17 protein-coding genes are annotated in these 13,968 nt (G+C 71.2%); 8 read left to right on the forward strand and 9 right to left on the reverse strand.

Annotated elements, in window-relative coordinates:
- Nucleotides 1-3 precede the first annotated feature (3 nt).
- Nucleotides 4-1,347 carry a histidine kinase gene (locus HHX35_RS44745; RefSeq protein WP_310739276.1) on the reverse strand — a complete coding sequence of 448 codons (1,344 nt, stop codon included), beginning with the start codon at nt 1,345-1,347 and terminating at the stop codon, nt 4-6.
- 232 nt (nt 1,348-1,579) lie between these two features.
- On the opposite strand from HHX35_RS44745, the gene HHX35_RS24535 reads away from it, so the two are divergent.
- Entirely contained in the window at nt 1,580-2,896 is a 1,317-nt protein-coding gene (locus HHX35_RS24535; RefSeq protein ID WP_259405366.1) for an alpha/beta hydrolase, read from the forward strand.
- A gap of 29 nt (nt 2,897-2,925) precedes the next feature.
- Here HHX35_RS24535 and speB read toward each other — a convergent pair whose 3' ends face one another.
- From speB to HHX35_RS24565, 7 genes are all read right to left on the reverse strand, one after another.
- A complete protein-coding gene (speB, locus tag HHX35_RS24540) occupies nt 2,926-3,939 on the reverse strand; it encodes an agmatinase (protein ID WP_182901106.1) in 1,014 nt (337 codons plus the stop codon).
- A gap of 45 nt (nt 3,940-3,984) precedes the next feature.
- The gene (locus HHX35_RS24545) at nt 3,985-5,568 is read right to left on the reverse strand and encodes a PH domain-containing protein (protein ID WP_220505845.1); all 1,584 of its coding nucleotides are present in this window, start codon (nt 5,566-5,568) and stop codon (nt 3,985-3,987) included.
- Nucleotides 5,565-6,068, reverse strand: coding sequence for a PH domain-containing protein (locus HHX35_RS24550; protein ID WP_139575776.1), 504 nt, complete (start codon nt 6,066-6,068; stop codon nt 5,565-5,567). Before HHX35_RS24550 ends, HHX35_RS24545 begins: the two co-directional genes overlap by 4 nt.
- A 95-nt stretch (nt 6,069-6,163) precedes the next feature.
- Nucleotides 6,164-7,003, reverse strand: coding sequence for an LLM class flavin-dependent oxidoreductase (locus HHX35_RS24555; RefSeq protein WP_182901107.1), 840 nt, complete (start codon nt 7,001-7,003; stop codon nt 6,164-6,166).
- 163 nt (nt 7,004-7,166) lie between these two features.
- A complete protein-coding gene (locus HHX35_RS43725; RefSeq protein WP_259405367.1) occupies nt 7,167-7,298 on the reverse strand; it encodes a hypothetical protein in 132 nt (43 codons plus the stop codon).
- Between the two features lie 173 nt (nt 7,299-7,471).
- The gene (locus HHX35_RS24560) at nt 7,472-8,911 is read right to left on the reverse strand and encodes an MFS transporter (protein ID WP_182901108.1); all 1,440 of its coding nucleotides are present in this window, start codon (nt 8,909-8,911) and stop codon (nt 7,472-7,474) included.
- Nucleotides 8,912-9,015: 104 nt separating this feature from the next.
- Entirely contained in the window at nt 9,016-9,462 is a 447-nt protein-coding gene (locus HHX35_RS24565; protein WP_182901109.1) for an ATP-binding protein, read from the reverse strand.
- A 151-nt stretch (nt 9,463-9,613) separates the two neighbouring features.
- On the opposite strand from HHX35_RS24565, the gene HHX35_RS24570 reads away from it, so the two are divergent.
- From HHX35_RS24570 to HHX35_RS24595, 6 genes are all read left to right on the forward strand, one after another.
- Nucleotides 9,614-10,465: a helix-turn-helix transcriptional regulator gene (locus HHX35_RS24570; RefSeq protein WP_182901110.1), complete on the forward strand. Its 852-nt coding sequence runs from the start codon at nt 9,614-9,616 to the stop codon at nt 10,463-10,465.
- Nucleotides 10,462-10,683, forward strand: a complete 222-nt coding sequence (locus tag HHX35_RS24575) for a DUF397 domain-containing protein (protein WP_139575792.1) — start codon at nt 10,462-10,464, stop codon at nt 10,681-10,683. The genes HHX35_RS24570 and HHX35_RS24575 overlap by 4 nt, the downstream gene beginning before the upstream one ends.
- A gap of 131 nt (nt 10,684-10,814) precedes the next feature.
- Nucleotides 10,815-10,961, forward strand: coding sequence for a hypothetical protein (locus HHX35_RS24580; RefSeq protein ID WP_159454895.1), 147 nt, complete (start codon nt 10,815-10,817; stop codon nt 10,959-10,961).
- A 12-nt stretch (nt 10,962-10,973) separates the two neighbouring features.
- Nucleotides 10,974-11,201 carry a DUF6158 family protein gene (locus tag HHX35_RS24585; protein WP_079319741.1) on the forward strand — a complete coding sequence of 76 codons (228 nt, stop codon included), beginning with the start codon at nt 10,974-10,976 and terminating at the stop codon, nt 11,199-11,201.
- Nucleotides 11,194-11,439, forward strand: coding sequence for a hypothetical protein (locus HHX35_RS24590; RefSeq protein WP_182901111.1), 246 nt, complete (start codon nt 11,194-11,196; stop codon nt 11,437-11,439). The genes HHX35_RS24585 and HHX35_RS24590 overlap by 8 nt, the downstream gene beginning before the upstream one ends.
- A 267-nt stretch (nt 11,440-11,706) precedes the next feature.
- A complete protein-coding gene (locus HHX35_RS24595) occupies nt 11,707-12,300 on the forward strand; it encodes a hypothetical protein (RefSeq protein ID WP_182901112.1) in 594 nt (197 codons plus the stop codon).
- 114 nt (nt 12,301-12,414) lie between these two features.
- Here HHX35_RS24595 and HHX35_RS24600 read toward each other — a convergent pair whose 3' ends face one another.
- Nucleotides 12,415-12,786 (reverse strand): hypothetical protein, encoded by a 372-nt coding sequence (locus tag HHX35_RS24600; RefSeq protein ID WP_139575795.1) that lies wholly within the window; start codon nt 12,784-12,786, stop codon nt 12,415-12,417.
- 130 nt (nt 12,787-12,916) lie between these two features.
- Here HHX35_RS24600 and HHX35_RS24605 point away from each other — a divergent pair, with 130 nt between their 5' ends.
- Nucleotides 12,917-13,909 carry a LacI family DNA-binding transcriptional regulator gene (locus HHX35_RS24605; RefSeq protein WP_182901113.1) on the forward strand — a complete coding sequence of 331 codons (993 nt, stop codon included), beginning with the start codon at nt 12,917-12,919 and terminating at the stop codon, nt 13,907-13,909.
- The last annotated feature ends 59 nt before the right edge of the window (nt 13,910-13,968 follow it).

Here is a 13,968-nt window from a genome sequence, read left to right on the forward strand (position 1 = left end):
CGTTCACGTGGCGGCCCACGGCACCCGCGCCTTGATTCGGTAGCCGCCGTCGCTTCGCGGTCCGGCCTGCAGGGTGCCGCCGTAGAGGGCGAGCCGCTCCCGCAGCCCGATCAGGCCCCGGCCCTGGCCGTCTCCCGCACGGGCCGTCAGCCTGCCGCCGGTGTCGGTGATCTCGATCTCCAGCCAGCCGCCGCGGTGGCCGATGGCGACGGACGCCGTCGCACCGGCCGCGTGCTTGATCGTGTTGGTCAGGGCCTCCTGGACGACGCGATAGACGGCCAGCTCCACCCCGGGCGGCAGCGGACCGGGCGGCGGAGAGATCTCGACGCCGACCCGCACTCCGGCTGCGCGAACCCGTTCGATCAACGAATCGAGCTGGTCGAGGCCCGGTTGCGGTTCGAGCCCGTCGGCACTGCCGCCCGCCCGCTCGCTCTCCGGCCCGGCCAGCAGTCCCATGACGTTGCGTAGTTCCGCCATGGCGGCTCGGCCGCCGGCTTCGACCGCCAGCAGGGCCTGCTTCGACCGCGCCGGAGCCGTGTCCATCACCGCGCGTGCCGCACCGGCCTGGATCACCATCACGTTCACATTGTGGGTGACGACATCGTGCAGTTCGCCGGCGATCCGGGAGCGCTCTCCCTGGACGGCCTCGCGCATGGCCTCCTCCTGGGCGCGCTGTAGTTCGGCGACCCGGCGGCGGCCGGCGTCGAGCTGCCGCCGCCAGGATCGGACGAAAGCGGCGGCGACTCCGGCGCTCATCAGTACCACGAACGGCCCCAGCCAGCTCGGCAACGCCGGGACGGAGTCCCGGAAGGCGACGCCCGCCAGCACGGTGGCGAGGACGAGTCCCCCGACGGCCGTCGCCCGGTGCGTGCTGTGGGCCACCGCCCCGTAGGCGGCGATGGCGAACGTCAGCACGGTGATCCACGTCGCGTCGTCACGGGTGCCCAACGCCGCGGCCAGCACCACCCAGAAGGTGATCAGCGGGTACAACCGTCGCATCGCCAGCGGCAGGGCCGTCAGAACCACCAGGAGCGGAAGCGGGCCCGAATCCTGCTGGTCGTCGGTGGTGACCAGGGGTCGTTCCAGGTGGTCAGGCGCGGCGTCGCTGCTTCGCGGCGGTGGAGAGGGCCGCAGTCGCAAGGGCTCCAGCAGGGAAGGCGGCTGCTCGTCGACGCGATGAGCATCGTCTGCCGCGCCCGCCGTCGCGGTCACTGCGGCAACGGTCAAGGCGATCGCGAGCAGCAGGTCGGCGAGGAGCGACCGGCGCGAGGCTCGGGCGGGTTTCCCCACTGGGCGCAGCACATCCAGCCCGAACCGCCGCCATCCACGTCGTTCGCTCGCTGTCACCGATGCATTGTCCCGACCGCACGGCACGTCCCGCATCAGCCGCGATGACCGGATCCGACCTCAGCCAGAAGTACATCGGAAGGACGACCCCGCGGCGGGCTCCTCCCCGGGGAGGGATCGATATCGGCATGGCAGCCGACGCGGACGGGCCTGCCCGGTCCCTAACGTCGTTGCCGCCACCGGCCGCCCGCACGGGCCCCGTCGAGGCGGCCCCCACCCGGAAGGACAGTTCATGGATCATGCGATGGAGAGGGAGAGCATGCCCGGCCCCGTCTCGGGACCCGGCGCAGGCGTCGGCGGTGGTGCGTCGACGCCGCCCCGCCGGATCAGCCGAGGCGCCGTCACCGTCGCGGCCCTGCTCGCCTTCGTGGCCGCCACCTCCTGCGCCTCCGCGTCCGGTTCGGTCGTGTCCGGCGCCCCGCCGCGCAACGCGTCGCCCGGCTCCACCGCATCCGCCGCCGGTCCGGCATCCGCCCGGATCGGCATGCCCCGGCTTCCCGAACCGACCGGATCCCGGCCGGTCGGCACCACGTCCCTCCACCTCAAGGACAGCTCCCGCGTCGATCCGTGGGTCCCCGATGTGAAGGCGAGGGAACTCATGGTCTCCCTGTGGTACCCGGCGAAATCCCGCAAGGGGAAGCGAGCCCCGTACATGACGGCCAAGGAGTCGGAGCTCATCCTGAAAGGCGGAGAGATCACCGGCGTGCCGTACGACGCGTTGAGCAGAACGCGGACCAACGCCCTCAGCGACGCCGAACCAGCCGGACGCGAGCACAGCCTGCCCCTGGTGGTGCTCTCCCCGGGCTTCACCGAGCCCCGCAGCTCGCTCACCGCTTTGGCGGAGGAACTGGCGAGCAGGGGCTATGTGGTGGCCGGCATCGACCACACCTACGAGAGCCTGGCCACGACCTTCCCCGACGGCCGGGTCACCACCTGCGTCGCCTGTGAGGCACCCAAGGACCAGGAGTTCTGGAACGCGGTGGGCCGGAGCCGGGCGGCCGACGTCTCCTTCGTCCTCGATGAACTGACCGGCGCGCACCCCAAATGGAAGGGCGCCTCGCTGATCGCCCGCTCCCGCATCGCGATGGCCGGGCACTCGGCAGGAGGCGCGAGCACCATCGCCGCCATGCTGCAGGACACTCGCATACGTGCCGGGATCGACATGGACGGCACCACATTCGCCCCGATCCCGGGCAGCGGACTGTCCCGGCCGTTCCTCTTCCTGGGCACGCAGGCCATGCACAGCCCGGGAGGCGAAGACACCACGTGGGACCGCGACTGGGCCCGTCTGACGGGATGGAAGCGCTGGCTCGTGGTATCAGGGGCAGAGCATGTCTCCTTCACCGACACCGCGCTGCTGGTGGAGCAACTCGGCATCTACCGCAATCCCGGCCTGCCCGGGGCGCGCGCCGTGGAGATCACCCGCAGCCATGTCGCGGCCTTCTTCGACCTGCATCTGCGCCACAGGTCCCGGCCCCTGCTGGACAAGCCGTCGACGCGCTACCCCGAAGTCCGACTGTGTGACGTCGAGCAGAAGGCCTGTGTCTAGGCCGGGACCGTACGGTCGGGCGGTGTGGATCAGCGCCCGTCGAGGAGGGGCTGCGCGGGGTCCCAGCGAGTGCCGTCGGCGGCGTCCCTGCGGCGACGGGCGATCGCCGACAGCGCCTCCAGGACGACCCGGTTGCCCAGGTACGCCGTGATGTCCGCGTGGTCGTACGGCGGGGCCACCTCGACGATCTCCAACCCGACGACGGGCAGCTCGTAACAGGTCCTGCGCACGGCGTCGAGGAGCTGCCGGGCCGACAGGCCGCCCGGCTCGGGCGTGCCGGTGCCCGGCGCGTGGCCCGGGTCGCAGACGTCCACGTCGACCGACAGGTAGACCCCGTCGCAATCGTCGAGCGCGATCGCGTACGCCTCGGTGAGGCACTCGTCGAGGCCCCTGGTGACGATCTCGGTCATCTCGTAGGACCGCATGCGCTGCCCGGCCATCCAGTCGAGGATCTCCGGCCCCGGCCAGTAGCCGCGCAGGCCGATCTGCAGGAAGCGGTCGCCCCTGATGGCCCCCGACTCGATGAGCCGCCGCATCGGCTGCCCGTGGCCGTGCAGGTGGCCGAACTCGATGTCGCCGGTGTCGGCGTGCGCGTCGAAGTGGAGCATCGAGACCCGGCCGAAGCCGTGGTGGCGGGCCACGCCGGTCGCGTCGGGCAGGGCGATCGTGTGGTCGCCGCCGAGGACGACGGGGATCGCCCCGGAGGCCGCGATCCTGGCGACCGCGTCCTCGATCGCGCGCAGGCTGCCCTCGATGTCCCCGGCGTAGGTCTCCACGTCTCCGGCGTCCAGCACCCGCAGGTCCTTGAGGGCGTCCACGCGCAGCGCCAGGCTCGGGCGGGAGCCGTCGTGGGGGAGGTAGCAGGTCTGGCGGATGGCATTCGGGCCGAAGCGCGCGCCCGGGCGGTGAGAGGTGCCACCGTCGAACGGCGCGCCCAGGATGACGACGTCGGCGTCCGCGTAGCCGGCCGGGTCGTCGAGGTCGCACCGCTCGACGCCGAGGAACGTGATGTCGGGGCCGAACATCTGGCCGTAGCGGGACAATCCAACTCCTGAGGTCAAACCGGTCTTATCGGGCATCACATGCTATTAGCTGACATGCTGCGCCTCGACGAGGAACGGGTCGAGCAGGCCAGGGGTGCCCGCCGCGGCCAGGCGCAGCGCCTCGGTGAGGTCCACGTCGCGCACCTGGTAGCCCTGCTTGCCCGCCGCCGTGGTCGCCGTCAGCGTCGCCAGGCGGGCCCGGCGCTGGAAGAACGATCGCTCGATGTTCCAGCCGATGACGCCGTCGCACTCCAGCGCCACCCTCCGGCGCGCGAGCGAGCCCCAGCGGGTGACCAGATAGCCGGACGTCAGAGCGTGGCCGAGCGAGCGGTAGCGGTCGGCGGCCAGCAGGGCGGTCAGCGGCAGCAGGGCGGCGGCGGTGAGCCAGGTCCACGAGGGCAGCCCGGCCCACCACCACAGCGCGAGCAGCGCGGTCAGCACCAGCGCGTGCACGCCGTACGCCCGGGTGAACCTGCGGCGCAGCGCGGCCGGGCCGTGAGGAGTCAGGTCCGCGGTGACCGGCGAGGCTTCCGAGACGGAGGAGGCGGAGGGGGCACCGGCGACAGTGGGGAGCACGAGCCGGGCCACCGACACGGCGGCCGCGCGCGGCGCGGGCGGCAGCAGCAACGACCCGCCGCGCTGGGAGCCCTGCGCCGCCCGCAGCCCGGTCGTCACCGCGGACAGCCGGGCCCCGCGTACGGCACGCAGCAGCAGCGGCTCACTCACCTCGACCCCGCGCAGCCGCCGTTCCTCGATGGTGATGGCCCGGGTGGTCAGCAGCCCCCGGGTCACGTGAAGGGTGCCCTCGGCGTGCCGGGTCAGCCGGAAGTTGCCGAAGGCCAGGACGTAGCCGAGCGTGGAGGCGACGCTCACGAACACCACCAGCACGAGCACCACCGTCGCGATCTCCAGCGGGAGCGACATCGCGCTGAACCACCGCCAGGTCTCCTGGACGGGCCCGACCCTGCCGAGGTCGACGTTGCCCTCCGAGACCAGGCGGGACACGAAGCCTGCGACGACGCCCACGGTGACGAGCCCGGACATCGTGAACGGCCCGAACCTCACCCACTCGGGACGCATGCGCGCGAGTTCGGTCTCCGCGGCCGGCGTGCTCCCGGCGGGGGGCGCCACGGGGGACACGGTTGGGGACGCGGTGGCGGGAGCGACGGGGGAGCGGTGCAGCAGCTCCACGCGCAGGCGGGCGGCCTCGGCGGCGGTCAGCGCGTCGAGCTTGAGCCGGCCCTCGTGCCTGCGCTCCGACGTGCCCGTCCCCACCTCCACCCGGGCCAGGCCGAGCACGCGGTGCAGCACGTGGGAGGTGACGTCCACCGTGCGGACCCGGTCGCGGGGCACGGTCACCACCTTGCGGGTCAGCAGGCCGCGGCGGACCTGCACGTGCTCGGGGGTGATGCGGTAGGTCGTGGTGAACCAGCGGAGCATGCCGAGCACGACCATGAGGGCGACGCCCGCGACGCTCCACAGGTGCCCCTGCCCGCCGCTGCTCGATCCCGCGACCAGCAGGCCGAGCAGCGCCGGGGCGGCCCGTACGACCTCCTGGAACGGGTGGATCACCAGCATGCGCGGGCTCAGCCGCCGCCAGGTCAAGGCCGTCTCGATGACGTCGATCACGTGGCGTCACCCGCCGTCGCCTGCGCGGTCGCGGTGAGCTCGGCGACCAGGCGCTGGGCCGTGTCCCGGTCGAGGCCGCTGACCTTGATCGGGCCGGCGGCGGAGGCGGTTGTGACGGTGACGTTGGCCAGGCGGAAGATCTGCTCCAGCGGGCCGCGCTCGCTGTCCACGGTCTGGATGCGGGAGACGGGTGCGATGCGCCACTCCTGCTTGAACCAGCCCGACTGGGTGAAGACGGCCGCGGACGTGGCCTCCCAGCGGTGCACCCGATAACGCCACTGCGGCATGACCGTGACGTGCGCCACCGCGACGACGGCGGTGACGACGAGACCGGCCACGTGCGCGGTGACGGGCAGGGCGCTCCCGTCGCTGTCGGCCACGAGCCAGGCCACCTGGGCGGCGAGGAGGACCAGCCAGCCGAGGGCGGCCCGCGCGGCCCAGTACCAGACGGCGGTACGGCTCACGCGGTGCTGAGGAGATCGGAGGGTCGGGGTGTCCACGCCTCAACTCTGCCCGATCCCGCGTGTCCCGGCGTAGTGGGCCCGATCCTGTTCTCCCCAGGACAAATGTCATGTCCTCGGCGCCGTGCGGCGGGTCAGAGTGCGGACAGCAGCTCGTGGACGTGGGAGAGCGGGTCGGCGCCCACCGGGCGGACGGCGACCGTGGACACGCCCGCCTTCCACAGCGCCCTGACCTGCGCGGACGCCTCCTCCGGCGAACCCGTCGCCATGACGACCTCCTCCGGCGCCACCTGCAGGAACCCTGCCTGCTCCTCCGCCGCCCGCCGCATGGCCGCGCGCGCGTCGTCGCCGACGTAGAGGTGGACGAACGCCACCACCTCGTGATCGCCGGTCGCGCCGATCCCCTCGATCATCGACCGCAACCGCTCCGGGGCGAGACCCTCGGGAAGGATGGTCCCCTGGGCCACCCGTCCCGACAGGGCCAGCGAGCGCGGGTTCACCACTCCGGCGAGGACGGGCGGCGGCTCGGCCGGCGGGTGGACGAGGCGGACGCCGTCCAGGCTCACCTCGCGTCCGTGCAGGGTGACGGTCTCGCCGCGCAGCAGCGCCCGTACGGACGTGATCGTCTCCTCCAGCAGCGACAGCGGCGACGCGGCGGCGGCGCCCACCTGACGCATCCACGCCTGCACGCCGTGGCCGATCCCCGCGGCCAGCCGCCCGGGGTGGAGGCGGGCCAGGTTGGCCAGCTCCATCGCCAGCAGCATCGGATTGCGCAGCGGCGCGGGGGTGATGCCGATGCCGACGCGCAGGCGCGAGGTCGCGGCCAGTGCCGTGGCGGCCGAGGAGATCGCGCCCGTCCAGCCGAGGTCCTCCACCACCCACAGGTCGGAGACCGCCGTGCCGTCGAGTTCCCTGGCGAACGACGGAAGCGACTCCGGCGGCAGGTCGCGGTCGAAGACGACTCCAAGCCTCACGGGCGGCCCTCCAGAACAAGCGAGATCGGCTCAACGGCCTTCCGAGTATCCAGGACGGAGGGCGGCGTCGCACATGGGGGCGGGGGTGAAGGTGTGGGTGAAGGAGGAGGGCCGGGCCACGGTGGGCCCGGCCCGGATCATGGTGGCACCGGCCGTGCGGCCGTCACTCGCTCGCGCCCTCGGCGGGGCGGTTGGCCTTCTTCGCCTGCTTCGCCGAGCGGGCTTCCTTGATGGCCGTCCTCTTCGCCTTGCCGGTGGACTTCGCGGGCTTCTTCTTCTGACCGTCGTCAGCCATGATTCCCCCGAATGTACGAGGATGCGCCCTATATGCGCATCTGAGGGGGTTGATACCCAAGAGAGCCGTGTGCCATCCGGCATGACTCGTCGACAGGCGAGGCGGGTCGTCACGTTCGGAACGCGCACAGGCACCTGCCGGGGGCAGGTGCCTGTGCCGAAGACTTGGCGCGATCAGACCATCTGGTGCTGCTCGGCGCTGAGTGGTGCGGCGATGTCCTCCAGCGAACGCCGGGCCGCCTCCACGCCCATGAACCACTGCACCAGCCCGGCCGCCATCATCAGGACGGCGCCGATGACGTAGCCGACCACGACGTTGCCGACGACCCCGCTCTCCACCAGGCGGCCGAACAGCACGGGCCCGATGATGCCGCCGAGCCCGGTGCCGACGGCGTAGAACAGCGCGATCGCCAGGGCCCTGGTCTCCATCGGGAAGATCTCCGAGACCGTCAGGTAGGCGCTGCTGGCCCCCGCGGAGGCGAAGAAGAAGACCACCATCCAGCAGGCCGTGAGGGTCACCGGGGTCAGCACGTGTGCGTTGAACAGCACGGCGGTGCCCAGCAGGAGCAGGCCGGACAGCACGTAGCTGCCCGCGATCATCGTCCGGCGGCCGACCGTGTCGAAGAACCGGCCGAGCAGGACCGGGCCGAGGAAGTTCCCGATCGCGATCGGGACGAGGTACCACGGCGTGCTGCCGTCCGGCACCTTGAAGAACTTCGACAGCACCAGCGCGTACGTGAAGAAGATCGAGTTGTACAGGAACGCCTGACCGATGAACAGCGACAGGCCGACGGTCGTGCGCTTGGGATAGCGGCGCAGCAGCGTGGCCGCCACCTCCGACAGCGGGGTGCGCGTCCGCTGGTTGATCCTGATCTCCCCGTGCGCCGGTTCGAGCGTCTTGCCGCTCTCGTCGCGGACCTTCGTCTCGATCTCCCGCACGATCTCCTCGGCCTCTTCTCCGCGGCCGTGGATGAACAGCCAGCGCGGGCTCTCCGGCACAGTCCTGCGGACCAGCAGGATCGCCACCCCGAGGACGGCGCCCAGACCGAACAGCAGGCGCCAGCCGAGACCGGCCGGCAGCAGGCTCGTGTCGAGCGCCGGGATCGCGATGAGCGCGCCGAGCGCGGTGCCGAGCCAGAAGGAGCCGTTCACCACCAGGTCGACCGTGCCGCGTACGCGGGCCGGGATGAGCTCGTCGATCGCCGAGTTGATCGCGGCGTACTCGCCTCCGATGCCGGCGCCGGTGAAGAAGCGGCACAGGTAGAAGTACCAGGCGTCGTGCGAGAACGCCGTGGCCACGGTGGCGGCCAGGTAGAGGGCGAGCGTCACCAGGAAGAGCTTCTTGCGCCCGAACCGGTCCGTCAGGTGGCCGAAGAAGAGAGCGCCGAGGCAGGCTCCCGCGACGTACACGCCGGCGGCGATCCCGACCTCGCTGTCGGTGAGTCCCAGCCCGCTGCTAGGGTCCGTGATCCGGGGGCCGATGACCCCGACGATGGTCACTTCGAGCCCGTCGAGGATCCAGACGGTGCCGAGCCCGATGAGCACGAGCCAGTGCCAACGGGCCCAGGGGAGCCGATCCAGCCGCGCGGGAATGTCGGTGCTTATTTGCGCCATATCGTCCCCTTCTCCGGAAGATATGGCGCCCGTCTACCCCGGATCCGGCCAGAAATTCGTTCTGCTTCTCACCGGTCTCGGCCCGTGGCGGTGCGGACCGGCGTTCAGGCCGTCCTCGTGCTCTCGCTTTCGACGCCCCTGGGCGGCGGTGCGGCGGCGGCGTCGTGCCCGAGCTCGAACCACACGCCGACCCCGGTGCGGCTCGCAGACACGCCCCATCGGCGGGTGAACAGGTCCACGAGGTGGACGCCGCGGCCCGGCGTCAGCTCGGGAGACGTCCAGCACCCGCAGCCCTGTGTCGACAACGTGACGCGTACCGCGGCGGGCGTGGCCAGGACCGACACGCCGTATCCCGGCGGGCGTCCGCAGGAGGCGGCGTGCCGGAGCGACTCGGCGACCAGCTCGCCGATCAGTTGCACGGCGTCGTCGCGGCAGGGGTGGCCGTCGCCGAGCCGGCTCGCCACGAACCGCCGGGCGGCCCGCACCTGGGACGCGTCTCCCGAGAAGGGGCGTGAGATCGCGATTCTCCCCGAGAGGTTGAGAATTGTCATCCCGTGATAACTCCCTGTGCACCCGCCTGCGGATGGCGATTCGAGGTCCGTGCAAGACTTCGTTCATCCTGCACTTTGCAAAACGGCTACGCAATATGGCGAATGCACGATTGCATAGTTTCCTTTTGCGGCGAAAGGGAGAGTTCGGTTCATGAGGGGAGTGGGTGGCCCTACAGTCCGGCTTCGCCGGCTTTCCGGTGAGCTGACGCGTCTGCGGCGAGAGGCCGGGTTCGTCCGCGAGGAGGTCGCGCGACGGCTCGGCGTGGCGGTCTCCACCGTCTACCGGATCGAGGCGGGCCACACCCGCCCGCACACCCGGACCATCCGCGACCTGCTCGACCTCTACGGCGTCGAGGGCTCGGAACGGGACGCGCTGATCGCGCTGGCCAGGGACGCCGCACGGCGGGGATGGTGGCGCGCCTACGACGACGTCCTGCCCGGGCCGTACGTCGGGCTGGAGGCCGAGGCGTCGTCGGTGCGCAACTACGAGCCGCTGCTGGTCCCCGGGCTGCTGCAGACGGAGGACTACGCCCGTGCGGTCATCGGCGCCGCCCTGGTCAAGGACCCGGCGGAGATCGAGCGCCGGGCGGCCGCCCGGATGGAGCGCCAGCGGCGCCTGACCGGGCCCGCCCCACTGGAGCTGTGGGCCGTCCTCGACGAGGCGGCGCTGCGCCGGCCCGTGGGCGGCCCGCCCGTGATGGCCGAGCAGCTGCGCAGGCTGCGGGAGATGGTCGTCCAGCCGAACGTCACCGTGCAGGTGCTGCCGTTCGACGCGGGCGCCTACCTCGGCATGGGCAACTCGACGGCGATCCTGGCCTTCCCCGATCCCGGCGACGCCGACGTGGTGCTGCTGGAGAACATGAGCGGCGAGCTCTACCTGGAGGATCCGGCGGAGATCCGCGGATACGTCCAGGTCTTCGATCATCTTCGTGCCGCCGCGCTCGGCCCGGAGAAGTCCATGGAAATGATCATTTCGGTCGAGAAGGAGATGGCGGGACGATGAGGGGACTTGTACCGGCGGACGACCTGGCCTGCGCGATCTGGCGCAAGGCGGCGCGCTCGAACACCGTCGGCAACCAGTGTGTGGAGGTCGCGCGCCTGCGCGACGGCGTCGCCGTGCGCGACTCGAAGGATCCCCAGGGGCCGCGGCTGATGTTCACCCCCGGCGAGTGGGAGGCGTTCGTCGAAGGGGTCAAGGGCGGGGAGTTCGACCTGTCCTGAAACCTCCCGTCCTCACACGGCCCGTTTCCGTCGCGCACCGTCGCGACGGGGGCGGGCCGTACGGCATTCCGGGGGCGGTCCGGTGCGGCCCGTCCGGAATGGCGGGCGCTCCACCGGGCAGGAGACCTGGCATGCGAAGGGAAGACGACCGATACATCGATACCGAGGACGAGCCGGATATCGCCGGTGAGTGGACCCCGTCCGCCACCGATCCGCCGAACGCGGAGCCGGACGACAAGAACCCCGACGAACGCTGGGACAAGCCGACAGAGGTGTGAGGGAGGACCGCCATGACCATGGGAGTCGACCCGCGGGACCTGGGCGACGAGGACCTGATCCGCGAGTTGCGCCACCTGCACGAGACCCGCTCGGAGACGTTCTTCCACGGATCGGACGACGCGCTGGAGCGCCACACCTCGCGGACGCAGGAGCTGGAAGGCGAGTACCTCGAACGCTACCCGGACCGGCAGGTCGATCCGGAGCGGCTGCGTGAGGGGGCGAGACAGCGCAGTGCCTGACGAGGAGAGCCTGGAAGACGTCCAGGAGATGACGGCGGCGGACATGACGGTCTACGAGGCCGTCGCCGCCCTGAACACGAAGGAACGGCCAGCGACCGCCGCCGAGGTCGCCGCGATGACCGATCTTCCGGAGGACGACGTACGGCGGTGCCTCGACAGCCTGGCCGAGGGCGGCAGGCTGGTGCCCAAGGGCGACGCCTACACCCTCGGCACCCACGACTGGGGCCTCGAGTACTGACGGCGGGGCGTTCAAGAACGGTGCCTTGGCCGGGCGGGTGCTTGAGACGAGCCGTCAGAGGGGGACGGCGGGTGGCTCAGGTCCCTCGGCGGGCTTGAGCAACGATGGAACGGCCAGTGGCGATAGCGGGTCGAAAGCCGGCTATCGCCCTGTCGTCGTGCTGATTCTCGCCACCGTGGGCGCCAAGGCCGCCGGCGGCTATGCACGCCCTCGGTGGGGTGAGACAGTCCGGAAGTGGCAATCGATCTCGAAGCGTGGACTCGGCGATTGTTCGTCCTACGGGACGGCGACGACTTCCCGGACGATCCCCTCGACAGCGTGCTCTCGCTGGCAGAATTCCTCACCGCCGCCGGCCGGGTGGCGGAGACGTACTCGGCCCAGCGGATCGCGGATGGCCTGTGGTTCCTTGCCGGCGACTCCGGGCTGTTCCACGAGCTGTACAACCCGTCCGTGCCCGAGAACCTGCGAGTCCGGTGCGCCGCCGCGATCAGGCAGTTGTACGCCCAATTGTTCGAACCTCTGTGTCAGAACGTATTGAGCCACGGTGATAACGGCGAATCAGTGGAAAACCCACTGAACAGCATCTGCTACATGTGGTGGGACGTCTTTCCCACCTGGGGCAGGCCGGGTGACCCCGTCGCGCGCAGGATCGACGAGGTGCTGCTCGGGGTCATGCGTGACACGCTGCCCAGTGAGAACGTCGCCTGCGTCGAGAGCGCTCTGCACGGGCTGGGGCACTGGCACATCACCTACTCGGACGTGGTCGAGAGCATCGTCGAGGAGTTCCTGCGTCAGCGGCCGGCAATCGGCGTATCCCTGCGCGACTACGCCCGAGCCGCCAGACGTGGCAGGGTGCTGTGAACCGGCGGCCGTCGCGGGCGCGGTGGTATCCGGCACGGTCTTACGCCGGACTCCGCACCCGCCCGCCCCGGCGCTTGGCGCCGGCGGCGAGGCGGGCCGTGAGGCCGGGGGAGGTCAGGAGCAGGCGGAGGCGAGCTGCTGCGTCGCCTGGGTGGCCTTCTGCCCGAACTCGGCGAGCTTGGTCGCGGAGGCCGGGTCCGACAGGTCGATCTTGAAGGACGCCCACGAGTCGGCCATGCCGGCGAGCGCCACCTTCAGATCGCCGTCAGCCTTGCCGGACAGGTCCTTGAGCTGCGCGGCCAGGTCGCCGGTCGCGGTGTTGATGCCCTTGATGTCGCCGGCCGCGGCGGCGGCCTTGGAGCTGTAGTCGGTGAACGCCTTGGTCGCCTCTTCGCAGACGGCCGTCTGGCTCCCGCTGCAGGCGGCGGTCAGACCGAGAAGGGCGGACGCCGCGACGACGGCGAGGCTGTTCCTGAGGATGTTCATGATGCCTTCCTGGGAGATCTGTAACGCGGCAGACACTAGGAATCGCCTCTTTCACGGTGCTTTCAGCCCGCTTGCAACCGTGTCATCGAAGATCCTTGGCCCGGCCGCTCCGCGTCGTATGCTTGCCGCCATGACGCGACGGCTTGCGGAGGTTGCGAAGAAGGTCGGGGTCAGCGAGGCCACGGTGAGTCGCGTCCTCAACGGCAAGGCCGGGGTCTCCGAGGCCACCCGGGAGGCCGTGCTGACGGCTCTCGACGTGCTCGGCTACGAGCGGCCCACACAGCTGCGCGGCGAGCGCGCCCGCCTGGTCGGCCTCGTCCTGCCCGAGCTGCAAAACCCCATCTTCCCGGCGTTCGCCGAGGTCGTCGGCGGGGCGCTGGCCCAGCAGGGGTTCACCCCCGTCCTGTGCACGCGTACGGTCGGCGGGATCTCCGAGGCCGACTACGTGGACCTGTTGTTGCAGCAGCAGGTGTCCGGTGTGGTCTTCGCCGGGGGGCTCTACACGCAGACCGGCGTCGTCCACGAGCACTACCTGCGGCTGGTCGAGCGGCGGCTGCCCACCGTGCTGGTCAACGCGGCCGCCGATCACTGGGACTTCCCCCGTGTCTCCTGCGACGACACGATCGCGGTGGAGCAGGCGCTGGGCCACCTGCGGGCGCTGGGCCACCAGCGGATCGGCCTCGTCGTCGGCCCCGCCGACCACATGCCGTCCATACGGAAACTGGAGGCGTTCCGGGCCGCGGGCGGCGAGCTGGTCGAGCACACGATGCACTCGCTGGAGGGCGGCCACGCGGCGGCGCTGAAGCTCGTGCGGCAGGACGTCACCGGGATCGTCTGCGGCAGCGACCCGCTGGCCCTCGGGGCCATCCGCGCGGCGCGGCGGGCCGGCAGGCGCGTGCCCCAGGACGTGTCCGTCGTCGGATACGACGATTCCGCGCTCATGACGTGCGTGGATCCGCCGCTGACGACGGTGCGTCAGCCGATCGAGGCGATGGGCAGGGCCGCCGTGGAGCTGCTGGTCAGCCAGATCGAGGGCGCCGCGGTCGCGACGGGCGAGCTGTTGTTCGAGCCGGAGCTGGTCGTCCGCTCCTCCACCGGCCGCGTCGGCGTCCCCGTCACCTGACGGCCTGCTGAGGGGGTCATGCTGTGTGGGGGAGCCCGGAGGAGGAGGCGTCCACTCCT

Origin of the sequence: Microbispora sp. H10830, from assembly GCF_014161375.1 — a bacterium.
Classification (GTDB): domain Bacteria; phylum Actinomycetota; class Actinomycetes; order Streptosporangiales; family Streptosporangiaceae; genus Microbispora; species Microbispora catharanthi.

Excerpts from the sequence above, each read along its gene's own strand:
- HHX35_RS24580 (WP_159454895.1), top strand. The coding sequence starts at position 10,815 with ATGCGAAGGGAAGACGACCGATACATCGATACCGAGGACGAGCCGGAT.
- HHX35_RS24585 (WP_079319741.1), top strand. The coding sequence starts at position 10,974 with ATGACCATGGGAGTCGACCCGCGGGACCTGGGCGACGAGGACCTGATC.
- HHX35_RS24575 (WP_139575792.1), top strand. The coding sequence starts at position 10,462 with ATGAGGGGACTTGTACCGGCGGACGACCTGGCCTGCGCGATCTGGCGC.
- HHX35_RS24570 (WP_182901110.1), top strand. The coding sequence starts at position 9,614 with ATGAGGGGAGTGGGTGGCCCTACAGTCCGGCTTCGCCGGCTTTCCGGT.
- HHX35_RS24600 (WP_139575795.1), bottom strand. The coding sequence starts at position 12,786 with ATGAACATCCTCAGGAACAGCCTCGCCGTCGTCGCGGCGTCCGCCCTT.
- HHX35_RS24560 (WP_182901108.1), bottom strand. The coding sequence starts at position 8,911 with ATGGCGCAAATAAGCACCGACATTCCCGCGCGGCTGGATCGGCTCCCC.
- HHX35_RS24565 (WP_182901109.1), bottom strand. The coding sequence starts at position 9,462 with ATGACAATTCTCAACCTCTCGGGGAGAATCGCGATCTCACGCCCCTTC.
- HHX35_RS43725 (WP_259405367.1), bottom strand. The coding sequence starts at position 7,298 with ATGGCTGACGACGGTCAGAAGAAGAAGCCCGCGAAGTCCACCGGCAAG.
- HHX35_RS24535 (WP_259405366.1), top strand. The coding sequence starts at position 1,580 with ATGGATCATGCGATGGAGAGGGAGAGCATGCCCGGCCCCGTCTCGGGA.
- HHX35_RS24605 (WP_182901113.1), top strand. The coding sequence starts at position 12,917 with ATGACGCGACGGCTTGCGGAGGTTGCGAAGAAGGTCGGGGTCAGCGAG.